11 protein-coding genes and 2 pseudogenes are annotated in these 17691 nt (G+C 42.3%); 5 read left to right on the top strand and 8 right to left on the bottom strand.

Translation table 11 applies throughout. The features are described from left to right. Positions 1 to 95 precede the first annotated feature (95 nt). A complete protein-coding gene (locus ASD24_RS02725; protein ID WP_056691126.1) occupies positions 96 to 857 on the bottom strand; it encodes a pentapeptide repeat-containing protein in 762 nt (253 codons plus the stop codon). Between the two features lie 37 nt (positions 858 to 894). Next, positions 895 to 1269, bottom strand: coding sequence for a DUF2750 domain-containing protein (locus ASD24_RS02720; protein ID WP_056691123.1), 375 nt, complete (start codon positions 1267 to 1269; stop codon positions 895 to 897). A 136-nt stretch (positions 1270 to 1405) separates the two neighbouring features. Here ASD24_RS02720 and ASD24_RS02715 point away from each other — a divergent pair, with 136 nt between their 5' ends. Continuing rightward, the gene (locus tag ASD24_RS02715; protein WP_056691119.1) at positions 1406 to 2728 is read left to right on the top strand and encodes a hypothetical protein; all 1323 of its coding nucleotides are present in this window, start codon (positions 1406 to 1408) and stop codon (positions 2726 to 2728) included. A 10-nt stretch (positions 2729 to 2738) separates the two neighbouring features. On the opposite strand, the gene ASD24_RS02710 is transcribed toward ASD24_RS02715, so the two are convergent. Beyond that, entirely contained in the window at positions 2739 to 3020 is a 282-nt protein-coding gene (locus ASD24_RS02710; RefSeq protein WP_056691116.1) for a hypothetical protein, read from the bottom strand. A gap of 41 nt (positions 3021 to 3061) precedes the next feature. Next, positions 3062 to 3550 (bottom strand): hypothetical protein, encoded by a 489-nt coding sequence (locus ASD24_RS02705; RefSeq protein ID WP_056691115.1) that lies wholly within the window; start codon positions 3548 to 3550, stop codon positions 3062 to 3064. Positions 3551 to 3839: 289 nt separating this feature from the next. On the opposite strand from ASD24_RS02705, the gene ASD24_RS02700 reads away from it, so the two are divergent. After that, positions 3840 to 4316 (top strand): hypothetical protein, encoded by a 477-nt coding sequence (locus ASD24_RS02700; protein WP_056691112.1) that lies wholly within the window; start codon positions 3840 to 3842, stop codon positions 4314 to 4316. 399 nt (positions 4317 to 4715) lie between these two features. Continuing rightward, on the top strand, positions 4716 to 4958 hold the full coding sequence (locus tag ASD24_RS30870; protein ID WP_056691109.1) for a hypothetical protein: 243 nt from the start codon (positions 4716 to 4718) through the stop codon (positions 4956 to 4958). 307 nt (positions 4959 to 5265) lie between these two features. On the opposite strand, the gene ASD24_RS02690 is transcribed toward ASD24_RS30870, so the two are convergent. Both ASD24_RS02690 and ASD24_RS02685 read right to left on the bottom strand, forming a co-directional pair. Continuing rightward, on the bottom strand, positions 5266 to 6174 hold the full coding sequence (locus ASD24_RS02690; protein WP_056691106.1) for an AAA family ATPase: 909 nt from the start codon (positions 6172 to 6174) through the stop codon (positions 5266 to 5268). Positions 6175 to 7115: 941 nt separating this feature from the next. Then, positions 7116 to 7684 (bottom strand): annotated as a pseudogene (locus ASD24_RS02685) (alpha/beta fold hydrolase). 242 nt (positions 7685 to 7926) lie between these two features. Here ASD24_RS02685 and ASD24_RS02680 point away from each other — a divergent pair. After that, positions 7927 to 8478 (top strand): glutathione peroxidase, encoded by a 552-nt coding sequence (locus tag ASD24_RS02680; protein ID WP_056691103.1) that lies wholly within the window; start codon positions 7927 to 7929, stop codon positions 8476 to 8478. Positions 8479 to 8582: 104 nt separating this feature from the next. Here the strand turns inward: ASD24_RS02680 and ASD24_RS02675 are convergent, their stop codons facing one another. Together ASD24_RS02675 and ASD24_RS30660 are read right to left on the bottom strand one after the other, a co-directional pair. Next, positions 8583 to 15911, bottom strand: coding sequence for a DUF5695 domain-containing protein (locus ASD24_RS02675; protein WP_162248914.1), 7329 nt, complete (start codon positions 15909 to 15911; stop codon positions 8583 to 8585). 245 nt (positions 15912 to 16156) lie between these two features. Further along, positions 16157 to 16462 (bottom strand): annotated as a pseudogene (locus ASD24_RS30660) (arabinose transporter permease); the annotation flags it as partial. Between the two features lie 105 nt (positions 16463 to 16567). Between ASD24_RS30660 and ASD24_RS02670 the strand changes: the two are divergent. Further along, positions 16568 to 17530 (top strand): helix-turn-helix transcriptional regulator, encoded by a 963-nt coding sequence (locus ASD24_RS02670; RefSeq protein WP_235540297.1) that lies wholly within the window; start codon positions 16568 to 16570, stop codon positions 17528 to 17530. Positions 17531 to 17691 lie beyond the last annotated feature (161 nt).

The following is a 17691-nucleotide window of genomic DNA, read 5'->3' as shown; positions in this document are numbered from 1 at the left end:
CCATGCAGTAATCTGTGAGAGTATGTTCTCTAGCGAACTCCTTTCAAATCATCACTTCTTCCGGCACTATCGCAAATAATTTCTATTTTTGGGGTTTACGCATTGTTACATTCCAGACTAGCGAAAAATCGCTCAACAAAAACATCACCATATATTTTCTTCATATGTACCGTGTTGAAAATATATTGTTCCATCTGCTCAAGCTTGCGCAGACTACGTACCAGTACCTTCCGATCATCGTCGGATAGATTATTGTCATCCTCAATCTTCGTCAAAGCATTATTCACACGTGCAGATACCTGTTCAACATACAGATGGTTTTTGGATTTTGGCGGAGTACATTGTGTCAGGTCACAGCCCACATAACGAACACCATCAAGGATACAGTTTTCAAAATTGGCGATTAGCTTTTGTCTGCCATTTCCCTCAAACGTGATATCCACTAGCTTACCGGCAAAGGAACAATTGATGATTTTTGCCACTTGTAAAATCCGGTCATTGAATCTACATTTAACAAAAGTACAGTCGATAAACGTAGCATTCTCCAATGTCATGCCTCTCATATCGCAGGAGGAAAATTCGCAATTGGTGAAAATAGCTTCGTCTTGGGCAATACCAACTGAGCGCAAGTCGGAACGAATAAATGTACAATGATCAATCGTACTACCGGCAAAAAATTTCGCATTCGTAAGATCGCAGGTATCAAATACTAGATGATGCAGGTTACAGCTCCAAAATATCGGTGAGCCAACATTCGAGTTTATTATGGTCGATCCACTTATCGTTTCGTGTTCATACCTGACAATATCAGTAAACCATTCGCAGTCTACTGACATTCCAGACTCAAGTCTTCTCATCCCTATCACCTTATCATTTCTTCATTTAGAATTATGGTTAGTATTTTTCAAGTTCTGTTTTTAAATCCTCAATAAGTATATCAACATCTAATAAAGCAGAATCAGCATTATTGAAAAATATCGAAGGTAGAAAACCCTCTTTTTTAAAATTAGGTAAAAACTCGTTAATAAACTCGGTTAAATTTATCCTCTTAGTTGAATAAATTCCCCAATCATCACTTGCACAGTATTCAGCAAATTCTTTCTTAGGCCAGAATGGAACTAATTTATTACCTTTATCATCTTCAGTAACTGACCACCCATTCTCATAGAGACCCCACACTTCTTCTGAATCTACAACTTTTTTAATGAAGTATTCATAACGAATATTTGCAGGCAAATTGATGACAGATTCAAATTCTTTCTGATTCATAGTTCCTCCTAAGTGTTTAAAACACGGTTCGTTAGACTAGCGATTTGTATTGGTAAAATTTACTCATTAAACTGTGTTCTCATCTTTGTTAAAGTTTATAAGCATTATGAAGACAAAGACAGGAGTTTTAATTAACATGAACGTTCTCAGTAAATCCATCATTAGTCTGCTTTGCGTGACGACATTAGCGGGCGCGTATTTCAGCTTTACAGAGCATCAGAGTAAACGACAAATTGAGCAGCAGCAACAGAGCAATACGCAATACTGGTCGCATATGCAGTCGATCTACTTGCGTGGATTTGACTATGCGCTTGCGGAGTCCCTTGCAGCATCTTCAATTACAGATCGGCAAGCAGCACTTCAATCTGCGATTGAAAACGCCAATTATATCTTGCAATATGTAAGAATCGGATCCGTTACAATGAACTTTCAAATGGGGTCATTTGAGTCGTTTATCACGGACGCCAGCCGTTATTTGGCTTATCCTGCCAGCGAAAAGGAAATCTCGCTCAACGCGGATCAATTAGAACAAATTGAGCGTCTGAGAAAGTTTGCAAAGACCGCTCTGCCGTATCTCGAGCAGATGAGACATAAAGCTGTTTATTCCTCTATATCAGATGTACAACAGGTCTCGACCGAAATGGAAGAGGCTTTGTCTCAACTCGACTCAGTCTCTACGTATGGCAATAAAGCTTTTAACGAATTCCTGTACAACCAGAATCCTTACATACCTCCGAAGCCTGGAACCGTGTTCGCTGGTGAAACCACTTATAAGGCAACAGAGCTTGCAGCCAAAGCGAAAATTTTCATGGGCGAGGCATGGAATAAGGGCGTAGGTAAGCAAATCGTCCACATGTCCTCTGGCGGGAGTAGCCCCCAGTACGGAGAAGTTATGGATTTCAATTTATCGGACTCCAATGGGAAATCAACCAGCTCCTATACTGCAACGCTGAGTAAAAGCGGACACGTGCTCCAAGTAACAAGCAACGGCTCGATCTCTAATGAAGCAGCTGTAAAGCAATCTATGGACTTCAAGCAAGCTGTCGCGGTTGCCGACAACTGGATGTCGCGTTGGTCTGACGAAAGTATTGCATTAGTAGCGAAAAACTTAAATGATACCTCCATTTATCTCACGTATATTCCGGTTCGGGAGTACGTTCCCATTCCGCAGATGAAAGTTGTATGGCAATTTGATTCTCGTACTGGTGCGTTGAAGAGCTTTGATGCGTATCGTTATTTCTCCCATTATAATAAAACCTTCCAGCTTCACCCGAAGCTGACAATGGAGCAAGCTTCCATGAAGCTTAGCTCAATAGTAAAGGTTTCCGGTAAGCCAAAACTGGAAATCCACAACGACAAGCTCGTATATGCATTTCCCGTCACAGGGATCGAAGGCGTTTCTCGCGTCTACATCAACGCCCGCACAGGCGCTGGTGAAGGCATCAATTATAGCCTGTAACCTCACAAATCTAGGCAGTCTCATGAATATTCTCGCGCAGGGCTGCCTTAGATTTTGCACATGCCAATTTTGTATTTTTAGCATCCACAATATCATAATCTAAAATGGCTGGATACATCCCACCAATTGGTATCAAATCAAATCCATCCACTCCAAGTAAATGCCAAATTACTTTACTATCCAATATCCCTAAAGGTATATAAAAAAAGGATCGATAGCAATTCTGCAACGATCCCAATTGTCCACCCGTTAGTTGTAAACCGCAGGTAATCACGTTGATTCTTTTTTTCACTAAACTACCGCTTCTCGTAGCTTAATGTCGAACCCCTAAACTTACATCTTTTGAATTGCCATTTCAATTTGTTTGTTAAATTTCGCATTCTTCGAATTGTCTGCGTTTTCATGATGCCAATACAGAATAAGAACATTTTTGTATTCATAGATGTTTGGTATTTGCATATCATACTTTTCTTTTTGATGATTGAAATCATTAAGGCCTTCTTTTCGAGCTGCCTCTGAACTAAAAATGTATACTGAAATGTACTCTTTATAAACTTCTTTTACATTTGGTCGGGATACAGAAAACCTGTTGGCGTTAACGTTATTTAATACCCAATTATTATTCGGTTCCTCTTTAAACATTTCAATTCCCTCAGTTTTTAAAGCGGCTGTCACTTTATCCAAAGTAAGATTATTTTCGTTTTCCGTCGCAAGTTTCTTCTCTTTATCATTCACATTCACTTGCTCATTTCCCGTTTGACCAGAGAAGCATCCAGTTAGAATGAGGCAAATGGCTATCAATGTAATTAATATTTTTTTCATAATAATCCCCCTTTTCATGAGTTATCGACGTTCGAATATGGGGGAAGGTTGCTAAGATAAGGAATTATGCTATCCTGCACTTTAGCTTAATGATGTCATCCGTCTAATATAATTTTTCCGTTTGATACTGTCCCTAAAGGTATACCTTTGCGGACAATAAAAAACTTCCTAACTATCTCCAACTTTCTAGTAATCTACTCCGTTATATTTAGTAGACTTAAAGAAAAATATGATTAGCATTGCCAACTCTTTAGTTAGGGAATTTAACATCAAAAAGGAGTCTCAGTCTATGAAGGTCAAAAAATTAGTACCGCTTTTACTTGCTGGAATTGTTGCTGGTTCTATTTTAGTAGCGACGACTACAACTGCGGAAAGAGTTATTGCCCAAACTCCGATGGAGGCAGCAACTGAGTACTTCGATGCTTACATTGCTAAGGATGCAGAGGGAATGATGTTCTATTCAAAAGATACAAACTATTTAGATGAGAAAAGTCGTGAAGGAGGATATGTAAAGGATTTGAAAATCAATCCTACTTCTGGGTATGAGATTGTAGAAAGTACACAAATCAACGGTAATGAAGTTCAACTTTATGTGGTTCAAAAATATGCAGGACAAGGGTACAAACAGTCACCACCACTCCCATATAAAGTTTTCAAAAGCGAAAATGGATGGAAGGTTTTAGTAGAACCTTTAGAGATCAACACAGTTACAGGTGAAGTTACTAAAGGTACGCCGATTCACGAATGGAAGTATACGGATAATTAGCTAGAAGATCTCGACAGTATAATTAATTCTTTCGGAACTTTTAATAAGGTAGCCAAGAAAAAAGGACTTCTCCATTTCTGATGAGGAAACTGTTGATAATTTAGATGTTGTAAGTGCTGATACGATACAGATTTTTTATTACGGCATTTACTTTGTAAAAAGTGATTCCTAGCTAACGTAGCCTTATTAAGCTAACGGAAAACGTTAGCTTAATAAAACTTAAGAAGGCATCAAAGTGATCAGCTGCTGATTTCAACTAGCGGGCTGACAATAAGGATCGTAGCAGAAATGCTGATGATCCTTTTTTGTATACCTAAATAGCCTTTCAGATCGATTTAGCCTATCATAGAAGCCTATTGGCAGGAGGATAGATCAGATGTAGAACTATATTGGACTGTTATGGAAAAACAAGGTATAGAAATCCACTGCGCGGATCTGATGCTCTTTAATAAGTATTTATGGCGTAAAGCCAAGGAGCTGGAAGAAAATGAATCGGCCAATCTTAGGCGAATTGATCAGGTTTATGAGATGATCAAGGGCACTAGTAAGTTATTTGAGGTTAGGGCTGGACACGGCTTCATAGAAACAGACTCTATATATTTCAAGACAGACGATTCTATTTTCTGGCATGGTTGCTTGTAGGGCAAGAGTGCATGTTGGAGATTAAACGTAGAAAGCGCTGCAACAATCGTATTCTTCTTTTTCATTATTAATGCTCCTCTCATTTTTCAATATAATAGTTAGATTCTATTCAGAAAAAACAGTTCCGCGCATTTATGCAACGATCCCTATTATCAGTCCGCTAGTTGAAAACAGCAGCTACCCGCCGGTTAACTGCTCCATGATGTTTTCGACTAACGTTTCCCGTTAGCGTAATCAGCGATAAATAAATAAGCTCAATTTTTTTTAATATACGCGGTGGATATAATTTTGTTCAAATCTTGTTTCTCTACTTATTGTGTAGAAACAGCCCTTTATGCTTATCGAAAAAATCAAAGTACACTTTTGGGTTTTCTAATTCCCACCATTGCTTTATGTCGACTGGATTAGCTTCTAAATCATATATTTTTGTAAAGTCCATCGCCAGTAAAAACGGTGAGTGCGTTGCAATGATAAATTGACATCCGCAATAGTGAGCCATTTCCTCTATCATTTTGACAAGTTCAAGCTGCATTTTAGGAGATAGACTGTTCTCCGGTTCATCCAAACAATATAATGTGTCATTTTTAAATTTGGAATTAAAATAACTCAGGGCGGTCTCCCCATTGCTGTTCAGTTTAATTTCGGTGCCGGCGACTCTGCGAATAAACTCCCTGCGTGAAATTGATTTTTTTCTTGAGAGCACCTGTAACCTCAATGCTTCATAATCATCCATACTATTCATTTTCACTGTATTGCCGAATTTCAGATTTCCCCATTCCGATCTTATATCTTCTGTGCTATCCACGATTTCATCGTTGTTTGTGCGGACTGTAAGCATATAATCAAAAATATCGTCACTTGTGACTATCCTGCTTCCATTTGGAATTCGATGTTTAAATCCCTCGTCGTCAATTCCAAGTTCAAATTTACAATGTTCAACATATGAACTGAACAATTCACTTGAATTGAATGGAGCAATACGATTTAGTTCCAATTTATTCGCTATGAGATTTAGAAGTGTGCTTTTCCCCGAGCCGTTTCCTCCATATAAAATTGTGATTTTTGAAAAGCTCAATTCGGAAAACCGATTTTTTGAGAAAATGCCACATGGGTAAGTTTCGTCGACATATCCAAACCTACCGCCATTGTATGCCATTCTTTGTTCTATCAATGAGGATTCTTCATCTATAGGCAATATGAATTTATCTAAATACATCTTCATTCCTCCGTAATTCATCTAACCTGCTCTTATGTTTTCTCTTCCGTCTCAATTTGAAGTTTTCAACTAGTAAACCTCCCTCAATAATGTGGGAGCTTCCTCTTCTAAAAGCATTGATTGCTCAATCCCCTTCCATTCATAGTCGATGTAGGTATTATAGCAGACGAAATCTACTTATCTTATTTTAGTTGTGCTAATCTGCCCGTTAACTTAATGACAGTCTAATATAATTTTTACGTTTGTTACTGTCTTAAAAGGTATACAAAAGGGATTGTATGGATTTCTGCACGATCCCTTCTTCAGCTTTCATCAATATACATCGGAACGTTTAGTAATCAGTTTGATGCTTTTGTTCATAAACCCCTTATATTTAGGCAGCAGTTCTATTGGTTTTTTTCCATTCTGCTGCGTTTACAATCGTTTTTAATAAAAGAAGAACATAAGCTAAGGAGGGAATAATATGTTAAAACATACACTTTTCAATGTCTTTGTAGCAGTAATGAGTTCAGGAAAGATACCGCAATCAAATTTGTTTAGATCCCGATAAATTCAGATTTATTGGTACGATATATACAGAACACGGAACATATGAATGGTATGAGAAACAGACGGTTTTTAACGAATCCGAAATAGCTCGACAATTAAATCAAATTAATGATAAGTCCAAACAATTGATGATTCCTATGTTTAGATCTGTATATCTCAGAGTATAAAATGACGATAAAGAAAGCTAGAGATTGAAACTCTTTTTTTTAATGGTAGATAAGATAGATCTCGGAGCGAAATGCAAATAGTAGTGTTTATATGAAAGAGAGCATGATCAATGCTCTCTTTTTCTGTCCCTAAAGGTATACAAAAAAAGGATCGGTAGCATTTCTGCAACGATCCCTATTACATTTCACTAACGTTTCCTCTTAGTATGATGGAATATCATAAAATTAAAATCCAAACTCTGTTACTCTATCAAGCCACTCACAGATAAGTGAATCAAATAATAGAGCCTGTTCAATCTGAAGATTATGGCCAGCTCGATCTAGAACAGCAAATGTTGCTCTAGGGTAAATGTCTAAAATTCTAAAAGCGTCTTTGTAACGAACGACTGCATCTTGTCGCCCGAGTGTAAATACTGTTGGTTTATCAAAAACTAATTCATCTACATTTGTGGAAAATCCATAGTTTTTTTGACGCTCGTTAAGAAAATCGTAGTCAGCGATCTCACAACCTGCAACGATCTCTTCCGAATACCTTTTCCAATTATATTCATTGAGAACGACTTGATTTGCGCTAAAATCACTTATTTGCTCTTCAGTTAAGGTGTCCATAAACTCGCGATCACTATGTATAACCAAATAATGCGACGCCATCCGGGAATCTTTTCAAAAATAGGTTCCATACACCCACTCATTAACCGATGGTCTGGTGAAAAACCATGAATCATTATAATCGGTTTACCTGTACCCATTTCCTCGTAATATATATTGGCATGCTTAACTTTACAATATGGCATACATACTCCTCCAATTAAGCAGACAGATCTACGTTTCCGTTCCAGTAGTAGTATTATAAACCTCATATACCTCGTATGTAAAGAACGTAAGTTCCCCTAAATGAAGACGAAATCAAGTACATCAAATATTTCGATATAGGATTTACCTATGTAAGTAATTGATATTATATATTTCTCCAATGGGGTTTATTTAGCTTAAGATGGATATGTAACCATTTGAATATATTAGGAGGATGATTCAGATGTCTTTTTATGATATGAAGATCCATACCATAGATGGAACACCAGCTGATTTAGCAAGATTCCGTGGGAAAGTTTTACTTGTTGTTAATACAGCAAGTAAATGTAGCTATTCTCGCCAATTTACGACTCTTCAGCAGTTGTATGAAAAGTACCATCATGATGGTTTGGAGATTCTCGCATTTCCGTGTAATCAGTTTAATGAGAAGGAACCTGGGGACAATTCGGAAGTGAAAGCTTATTGTGAGAATCTGTTTAAGTTAACGTTTTCGTTATTCGAAAAGATTGAAGTTAGGGGCCAAAACGTCCATCCCATTTATCAGTTTTTAACAGCGCAAGCGCCATTTCAAGGTTTCGATACTGAAACCGCCAGCGGGGAATGGATGAAGAATTTTCTGAACGAGAATTACCCTGATATATATATGGGTGACGGAATTAAGTGGAACTTCACTAAGTTTTTGATCGATCGTAACGGTCAGGTGCACGGGAGATATGAGACCACAACTGAACCACTTGAAATAGAGCCAATAATTAAATCGTTGCTTTCAAAGTAGTTGAACAATGTATTAAACTTTTTTTGTCGGTTAAAGACAGCATTTCCTGAAAAACAAAACGATCTTGACCCTATAAGAAACAGGATCAAGATCGTTTTATTTTATTATAATTGCAAGAAAATCTTATACAGGACCTGAGTAGCTTCTGCTCTGGTTGTCATTCCAGTAGGACTTAAGATGGCATTGCTTCGCCCATTGATGAGACCCATTTTAACCATTGCAGCCATATCATCAATTGCGTACTTGGCTACATTTACGGCATCGGCAAATCTCTTGAGATCCTCTGCTGTACTATTCAGCTCGGTTTTCTCCACTGCCCGCAAAGCTCTCATGGTCAGCACAGCCAAATCTTGTCTAGTAATTTCCGTTTCCGGATAGAAGCTGCCATTCGAGCCCAGGGCGATCCCGAGTGCTTTGGCGATTCCGATTTCTTCATAATAAAGGTCTTCTAGCTCAACATCATCAAATGTGGTGTTAACCTCCGCTTTAAGCTCCAGTGTCTTTACTAACCAGGCTAGATACTCACCCCTTGTGACCTGTCGGCCGGGACTAAAGCTTGTTGCTGATGTCCCTTCGATGAATCCTTTGGACGCCATTGTTTCAACAGCTGGTGCATACCATGAATCCTTAATAACGTCATTGAAATACGTCTTAGTATACACAACTGTATATTCACCTGTATTTGCAGCTGTAAAAACCATGGCTTGTAAATCGCTATCGTATCTGCCATTCAGTAGCTGTACAAACGTACTGTTTGCAGCCATATACGAAACGGTAAGGTATTTGGAATTAGCCAATTCTTCAACATCAGGAGTATATGGCACTCTGATTTCAGCAGGTGCATTCAGGGCTACCATTTCTACTCCATCTAAGTGGACCGTAAATGCAATAACAGGCTTGCCGGTTGTCACAGATTTTACTTCTGAATGAATCTTTGCAGGATCTAACTGGCTTATTGCCAGTTCCACACTCTTCGCACCTGATACATACTTCAGCATATTAGAAGGCACGGTAATGGTACCAAATTCCGTATTTATCTCTATCTTGATATTGCCAGGATCTGCGGTTAGTGCAACTGCTGGAAGCTCAACTGCATAGGACCTCGCTCCCTCAGCTTTCGGTATTTCCACTACAATCGTTTTAACATTGCTGCCATTCGCTTGCGCATGATCAAGAGCCTTATTAATGTCTGCCTGCCGGATGGGTGCTCCTTTAGCTATACCGGTTTTGCTATCCGTCTTTGGTGCCAAAATCTTAATTATTCCTCCTTCGACTTTTATGTTTTCAGGAGTCACAGTCGGAGTTGGAGTAGGTACGGTGACTGACACAGGTGAATCCGTTGACGGCGGTGTTTCCGTCGGTTCTGGATTGATAACTGGATTGCTGATAACGACAGTAAGGGATGGGCTCGCATAATGAGTTGCCGTTTCTTTATATCTCACTTCGTAGATTCCGTTGCCAAGACCTGAAATATCTGTGCCTGTGATCGCTTCCCAGTTGACAGCTTCTCCTCCCCCTTGTCGATATTCCATAGCAGGACTCACACCAGTAATCTTACCGTCCTTAACACCCGCTGCACTAACATTTATAGCCTTGACCTCTTCACTGGACGGTGGATTCTGCTCCTGTTTGATTCCTTCAGGGACGATGACTAGAATAGTAGGGCTTGGATTGCTCAGATCCGTTCCTGCGTACCGGAGCTCATAGCTACCTGCCTCTAGACCTTCAATGCTGGTTCCACTGATCGGCATATAACCTCCCTGATCCGCCTTGCGGTACTCCATATCGGCAGTCACATTTTCGATTCTGCCATCACTTCCGCCTGCCACTGTAGGTGATGTAATAATCAGTGCTTCCGCTGTTGGGCCCTCTCTGTCTTCCTTGGCTTCATTGCGAATATCTACTGTTACTGGTGGACTTGCCTTTAGGTTGTCTGTGGCTGCGTACCGGATTTGATAACTGCCGGGATGCAGATCACTGATCGTTGTACCTATAACAAGCACGTATTCCTCTTCGCCAAGCTTCCGGTATTCCATCGTATCATTCAAACCTTCAATTTTGCCTTTCGTCTCGGTATCCGGATTGGCGTGTGAAATTACCCACCCACTCGCATCGGGTGCAGCCTGCTCCTGTGGCTGCCCTTCCGGTATAACAACTTCCTTATCCAGGCTGGCATTCAGCGAATCGGTCTTCATATACCGGACATAATATTTACCAGCGGAGAGGCCTATAACCTCAGTTGTTGCAATTGCAGTATATTCTTCTGCGCCTTCCTGCTTATACTCCATTTCGCTTGTAACACCAATCAGTTTGCCGTCATCTCCATGGAGAACGGACGGTGCCACCCCGGTTGGTGTTACTGGACCTTCACGATCAGGCATAGATACCGCCTGGTGAACTTCCCATTCCCATATGCCTACACCGTTATCTCCCGCCCTTGATTGCTTGGTCAAGGTAACCCGCAGCGCCTTTACCTCCAGCGCCGGATCAAACGTATACGGATTGGAGGATTCTGCCGGAGAATGTTCAACCACATTGATTCCTTCCGTAATCGTTCCTGCGGTTACCCATTCATTGGTAGCGCTATCCGCTGGGATGTAAGAATACACCACTTGGGTAGGTGGCTTGATCCCTCCTGCGTCTGACCACAGCACCAGATTCGAACTCTGGATAGTGGCACCCTGCGGCCATTCATATTGCACCCACTCCTCTGCGCCTTCATGTCCCCAGGTTCCCCAGTGCGGGATATTGTTGCCTTCCTTCTTACCGTCATTCACTGCCGCCAGGCTCTCCCAAGGAGAGGTGTAGCTGGAAGAAGCATTGGCGAGGAAGGCCATATTGCCGTCTCTCGGACTGAGCAGATGCAAATCCGTCAACAATTTTTCCAGCGCCAAGGTTATTTCTCCGTCTGTGGCGTTTATATTCTTGATTACAGCAGAAGCTTCTGTCTTCGCCGCTTCAATTGGAGCAAGGCCTGGATCTATAAAGTTCGATGCATTTAATGTATTTACATAGTTATAGACCTTGATCAGTTCTGACTTATCTACCGCGCCGGTATAGCCATTTACCTTCCATTCCAGAATACCGCTGCCATTAACGGAAGGCTTCATATCCAAACGGACACCTGTAATATATTGAGGCTCAAAGGTAGTTGTATTGTATTTATTAAGTTCATTACCCAGTCCCTTTATGTCCCGCGGGGTGTACCATTTCCCATCTTCGCCGCGAAGCATAAGTTGCATATCCTTCGGACGGAAGTTCCCGCCGTTGTCCTGAAATACATATACATCCATGGAGGCGGCCAGGAATGGCTGATCCCATTCATACGTCACCCATGCCGGATCTCCTTCTCTTCCCCAGTTATGCCATGCACTGTTGGTGGCACCGCGGTTGGGTGAAAAATCTGCTGAGCTCTTAGGTTCAATACCGTTATTCATCGCTTCCGGATATCCGTCTCCACCAGAGAAGCTTGCAGAGGCTTTAGCTGTCAGAGCCGCATTCTGTAATCCTGTATCCACGACATATACAGTAGCCCAAACCTCCAGCGCACTACCATTGACGTTTCCTCTGATCTCAACTTGAGCCGGACTAGCATAGCTGCTTGGATCAATAACATCCCAAGTAATGTCCTGCTGAATGTACCCGTCCTCTGACAGAATATAAATTTGTCTAGGGAGTTGTGGTGCAATATCCTTCTTGGTCACTGCACTGAGTGCCCGGTAAACATCAACTGTATCTTCCTTGATCTCGATAGTTACATCCTTGCTGGCTTCTTTGTCTCCATCTACTGCACTGAAAGTAAATACGTAAGTGCCTGCCTTACTTACACGCGCATAGGCCGATGTCTTGTCACCATCTACAAAAGAAATATCCGCTGAACCCGCAGGCTGTTGCTTCACGACCCAGGTGTAGTTCAACTGTGGTTCTTCTGCCTCACCATGCACAGGGTCGGCAATAGCCTCCCCGGACAATACCACGATACTGTTATTGCTAACGTCCTGAGCCGCAATCACCTGGCCAATTGCTGGAGGCTGTTTATCAGGTGGAGAAGCCAGCTCAAAGGTTACCGGACTGGAACCAGTCAGTGTTCCATCACTTGCGCTAAGCTTAACCGTATAAGTTCCCTCTTTCGTACCTGTAGCCTGTGTAATGCTTGCTTTCGGATGATTAAAGGTGAGCTTGCCGCCTTCCGGAGCGCTGACGACTTCCCATTGATAAGACAGTGTCCCTTCTGGCGCGCCATCATCGGTTACGATTCCATTCAGCATAAATGGAATTAACGCCTGCGGGTGTTGTGTCGCCAATTCAACAGTAATTTGCGGAGCTTCATTTTCACCGCCGGCTGATTTTTCAATGGTCAATTCAGCTTGTTGCACGCTGCCCATCTGGAACATCGCAACGCCTGCATTATTCTTAACATAGAACTGTCCGGCTTTTTCACCATTCAGCTTCATCGTATAATAGCCATTCTCCATCCCTACGCCATCGAACGAAATCCGTGAGGTATGTTCTTTTCCGGAAACGTTGAGAAGTTGAAGAGTGTAGCCCTTACCGTCTTTTTGAATTTGTGCGCTTTCTATTTTATCGCTTTCGAGCTCCAAATAGATTTTCTCATCGATCAGATTGATACGCTTGCCGAACCCGTCTTTCGGTGTAATGTTGTAGCTGTCTCCTTCGTCAGTCACCAGCGCCCCATATCCGAACAGCCCAAATACGGGATCTGTCACAATATCGGAGCTGATGCTGAGTAGGGAACCATAGAGACCTTCTTCCGATTCGCCCGAAAAGTCATTCCAGCCATTACTCATGACGCGTGAGCCGCCATCGTATACGTCTTTAGTTCCTGTTCCTCCCTTATACATCGAATATCGCCAAGAGGTGCTGCCAACTGAATTAGCTGAAATCTGACCCATATTGACGGCATTGAAGTTCGAAATCTTCGCAGCGTAATTACGCTGCTGTGCAATTGCCTTCTGCTCCACCGTCCTGCCATCATTCTCATATCGGAGCCAATCATCCATAATGTATCCTGCTAAAGACGCAGTGTATTGGAAATTCCACCAACCTTCACCGCCGCGGAAGACAGGCACTGAATAATGGAACCAGGTAGGCTGTATCCCGCGCATGGCACGTGTTTTCCAATCGGCCATTTCCATACTTTTCTCTGCAGCACCTGTAAGCGTGTCTGTTGGATAGTACGTACGCAGCCCCTTCGCTGCTGCATAAGCCCCTTCTTCGCCGGTATTATCATATTCAAATTCGGATCCGTATGGATACGCGGCTCTCGTCATATTTCTTCCCTTATCGAGGGCAAACTTCTTCTGCAGATTGGCTGACTCGGTCTGCATTCCCTCTTCCTTCAGTGCTTCAATCATATCCGGGATTTGCTGCTCGCCATAGAATCCGATGGCTCCGGTTGAAACACGCTTATAATAAATGTTATAAGCCTTCTCCAGATAAAACTGAGGTGATTCCCGATACTCGATGAGATTAGGATACGCCTTCTGAATCCGGTACATATTGAAGAATCCGGTAGCTTCCATGATTTCGGAGAATGTACGTGTATAGGGCTTATCTTTGTCCGTATATGCCCCAGAATCTTTTAGCCAGTTTGCAACGATGTAGCTATCCTGCGTATTCTTCATGTATCTTTCCCACATGAAGTCAATCAGGTATGTCTCGATAGAGCGAATTTCATCCGGGTTAGGTTCCAGATAGTTCTTCATTGTCATGAAGTTGACGTTGTCATGGCTCCAGTCATCCCCCCAATGGTTTATGTTGAGATCCTTGCCGCTTGAAAGATACCAATCGAAATAGTTACCATAAGTCGGACTTTCTGGGTTCTTATCCTGTGTTTGCTCGACCATGAATTCGGAGTGGGCGTCCGAGATTGCATCCAGCTCGGCTAGAACATTGAACTCGAATTGAGTAAATTTATCCACCCATTCGCTGCCGTCCTTCAGCTTATATTCAACACGCACGCTATTGTTGCCAATCGAATCAAACTGAAGGGAATAGATATGATGCTGCTCACCATTTACAATTTTAGTCTCCACAAACTCAATTGACTCGTTATAGCCGGGATTCCCATTAGGCAGTCCCCGTCCGCTACGTGAGTTGTCAACCATTTCCTGCCTACTCTTCCCAGGCTTGATATCCGGAATATGCGCTTCGTCAAACGGATCATTCTCATCCACATTCAGAATATCGATGGACTGTACATCAACGATACTGTCGTCATAGTGCAGATCAAGCTTTACAGGCATATTAATCGCAGTCTGGAAGCCCGGCACCGCTACGGCATCAATCATGCCTGATTTATATAGAATGGAGCGGAGATTGGCTTCACGGTCTTCCATTGAGGTCGAGCTGTTATTAGGGCTTTGGGCACTTTCCTGCGGCGTATTGTCGCCTCCACGGATCGCTGAGAATTTGAACTTATACGTCTTGGACTCATCCGGCCCGAGAACAAGACTGGAAGCATCGGTATAGTAACCGCGCCCTGTTTTTTGAATATCTTTGGAGTGGATATAGAGAACGTTCAACCCTGGATACCAACCGCCACTGTCCCCGGTCCAATTCTTAAATGTATCTGCAGCACGTAACTCTCCTGCTTCATGCATCCAATAATCTACATATTCAATTCGAGCACCGCTCTCCGGCACCGGAGTGAAGAGCATAAAGTTCCCCTCACCACTGGTACGGATGACATAAGAATATCCACTATCAGCACCTGCAAAATTATGCACCGTCACACGATCATCATAAGTATCAGATAAGGTCTGGTATTTGTTATTCCAAGGCATCGGCAAGCCAATATCCCCGAATTCTATATACTGGTTACTCTTGTTCTTCACCGTAATTTCCCACAGCATTGAACCGTCATTGGTCTCCATATCAAAAACTGACTTCACATCGAAGCCCTTCATTACCCGCTGAACCGTAGAGTCCAGGTTCTGTCCGATAAAGTTGACTTCTACCTTCTTGCCATCTGCTGATGCTAACTTGTTAATATAGGGGTTATTAGGATTGATCGTCGAATATTGTGTAGATCCTCCAGCGGCCAATGTCTTATTGGTATCCACTTCTACAAAGCCGTCTCTATTGTCAGGGAATTGTCCACTAGCACCCGTACGGTAAGAGAAGATCATTTCACCCATCCACTGGTGCTGAGTACCATTTTGCGGTGAAGTAGTGTTAGGTAGGACGAAATTGATTGGCTTTCCCTGTTTATTGGTAGGGTTGTTGTTGATATAGAGCTCTTCGATCTGGCCTAAGTCCCCAACTTTGGCAGATAGGTTGGCATTGGAAATATCGTTCTTTACTGCAGCCGCTGCGACCTCTGGCAAAGCGCTAACCTGTAATGGCAGACTTGAAAATGCCAGTAAAAGCGCGATCATTAGCGACTTCCACTTCTTCGAAATCATTGTCATAATAACCTCCTGTATATATGTGATCATATGCATTAGGCGATTAATTCTTTTAAACCGGTAAGTAAAGTGCCCTCTACGAAATACTTCTGACCGATCCATAGAAAAATGACGTTCATGCTTTCGGCGAGAGTAGAAGCATTCCTTCAGATGACCATTGAATACCCTACCCCCTTGTTCGAAGCAGGGCCAATACAAACTTAAATAAAGCTTGGGGCATCCTTTGGGTCGCATAGAAGGAGTTTGCTTTAACCTTTCACCTCACCGACTGTGAGCCCTGAGATGAAGTAGCGCTGAAAGAATAGAAGCAGAATCAAGATGGGAACAATGGCAAGCACGGCTCCTGAGATCAGTTCCTCATAATGGTTGCCCAGCGGGGATAACGGAGGAAGCCAGCCCGATCGGTAGGGTGAACTGTCCCATTGTCCGCGGCACAATGAGTGGCCACAGAAAGTTATTCCGGCTGTTCATAGCCTGCAAGATGCAATTGCACCAAACGCCGGTGCCATAAGTGGCACCATAATGCGGAAAAAGATACCAAACTCGGTACAGCCTTTAATTCATACAGGAGCCGTTTAAGAATAGAAAACTCAGTTTCGTAAGCGCTTTATTTTCAATGATACTTGTTGTATCATAAAAAATAAATGCTCGATGCCAACATGAATTTTAAATATTTCAACCTGATCGGAGGTGCCGGATTGGACTCGCCCATTCTTCATTTCATCACCCCGCCTATTCCCTATTTTATTGATTGTGGACGTGCTTATTACGAAGCCGGTGAATATCACATCAGCCGCAGTGACATCGGTGTATTTGATCTAATTGTCGTTACAAGCGGTTCACTCGCCATTAGTGAGAACGGGACAGAATGGCTTCTGAAGCAAGGAGAAGCACTCATACTTAAGCCCGATGGTCATCACTACGGCTACGCTGCCTGTAAGACAGAAACGGAAATGATCTGGATTCATTTTCAAACCTATGGCAGCTGGAGAGAGTCTTCGAACATGGACGAATGCCTAGCTAATCAAGCCGAACTAATTCAGACACACAAGGTAAGTGCGTATCTGAATCACTGTGATGTCTGTTCCATCTTCATCCCCAAACATATGCGTATTACAACTAAAGATATGGAACTGTTAGAGCATTTCTCTCAGCTTGATCAGGAGCCTCAGTCCATGCGCAATTGGAAACGGCAGGCGACTTTTCAGCAGTTTATGCAGCACCTGGACCTTGGGCTGTCCTCACTATCCGACGTTGCTGCCATCCGGATTGCCGAGAAAGTTGAACTCTATATCCGTCGCAATTACCCTCTACCGATCTCCAATCCGATGCTGCAAAAGGAACTCAACTACCATCCAAACTATCTCGCACGCAGCATGCTGAAAGTGTATGGGATGACACCTATGGAATATCTGCTACATTACAGAATTGAACAGGCCAAAAAGCTGCTGCTGCAAACCGCCTGGCCCGTTGCCCGGATCGCAGAAGAGATTGGCTTCAATCACGTATCCTACTTCTCTTCCTGTTTTGCCAAAAGAGAGGGTATCTCTCCTTCCAACTTCCGCAGCAAGTTCACCAACACAGAAATTAAATCAACGACTCATTCAGGACGGATGCTCTGAAAAATAAAAAAGCGTCCGCTCACCAGAAATTACGTTATCCTGCAACGCGATCTCTGAGTGTATCAGACGCTTCCCTCTTTGCTTATCAATTAAAGAATTACTTTTCAACGTAAGCTTACCTAGCCAGTTTCGTTCACTCACACTCTATCATCCTGTTAGAT

Source organism: Paenibacillus sp. Root52, assembly GCF_001426865.1.
In the GTDB taxonomy this organism is placed as follows: domain Bacteria; phylum Bacillota; class Bacilli; order Paenibacillales; family Paenibacillaceae; genus Paenibacillus.
The sequence above is the reverse complement of the archived record's forward strand: the minus strand, read 5'-3'. Positions and strand labels throughout refer to the sequence as shown.

Bases quoted from the DNA above. Each gene is read 5' to 3' on its own strand.
- ASD24_RS02680 (WP_056691103.1), top strand. From the start codon at position 7,927: ATGTCTTTTTATGATATGAAGATCCATACCATAGATGGAACACCAGCT.
- ASD24_RS02675 (WP_162248914.1), bottom strand. From the start codon at position 15,911: ATGACAATGATTTCGAAGAAGTGGAAGTCGCTAATGATCGCGCTTTTA.
- ASD24_RS02705 (WP_056691115.1), bottom strand. From the start codon at position 3,550: ATGAAAAAAATATTAATTACATTGATAGCCATTTGCCTCATTCTAACT.
- ASD24_RS02720 (WP_056691123.1), bottom strand. From the start codon at position 1,269: ATGAATCAGAAAGAATTTGAATCTGTCATCAATTTGCCTGCAAATATT.
- ASD24_RS02715 (WP_056691119.1), top strand. From the start codon at position 1,406: ATGAACGTTCTCAGTAAATCCATCATTAGTCTGCTTTGCGTGACGACA.
- ASD24_RS02670 (WP_235540297.1), top strand. From the start codon at position 16,568: ATGAATTTTAAATATTTCAACCTGATCGGAGGTGCCGGATTGGACTCG.
- ASD24_RS30870 (WP_056691109.1), top strand. From the start codon at position 4,716: ATGGAAAAACAAGGTATAGAAATCCACTGCGCGGATCTGATGCTCTTT.
- ASD24_RS02700 (WP_056691112.1), top strand. From the start codon at position 3,840: ATGAAGGTCAAAAAATTAGTACCGCTTTTACTTGCTGGAATTGTTGCT.
- ASD24_RS02690 (WP_056691106.1), bottom strand. From the start codon at position 6,174: ATGTATTTAGATAAATTCATATTGCCTATAGATGAAGAATCCTCATTG.
- ASD24_RS02725 (WP_056691126.1), bottom strand. From the start codon at position 857: ATGAGAAGACTTGAGTCTGGAATGTCAGTAGACTGCGAATGGTTTACT.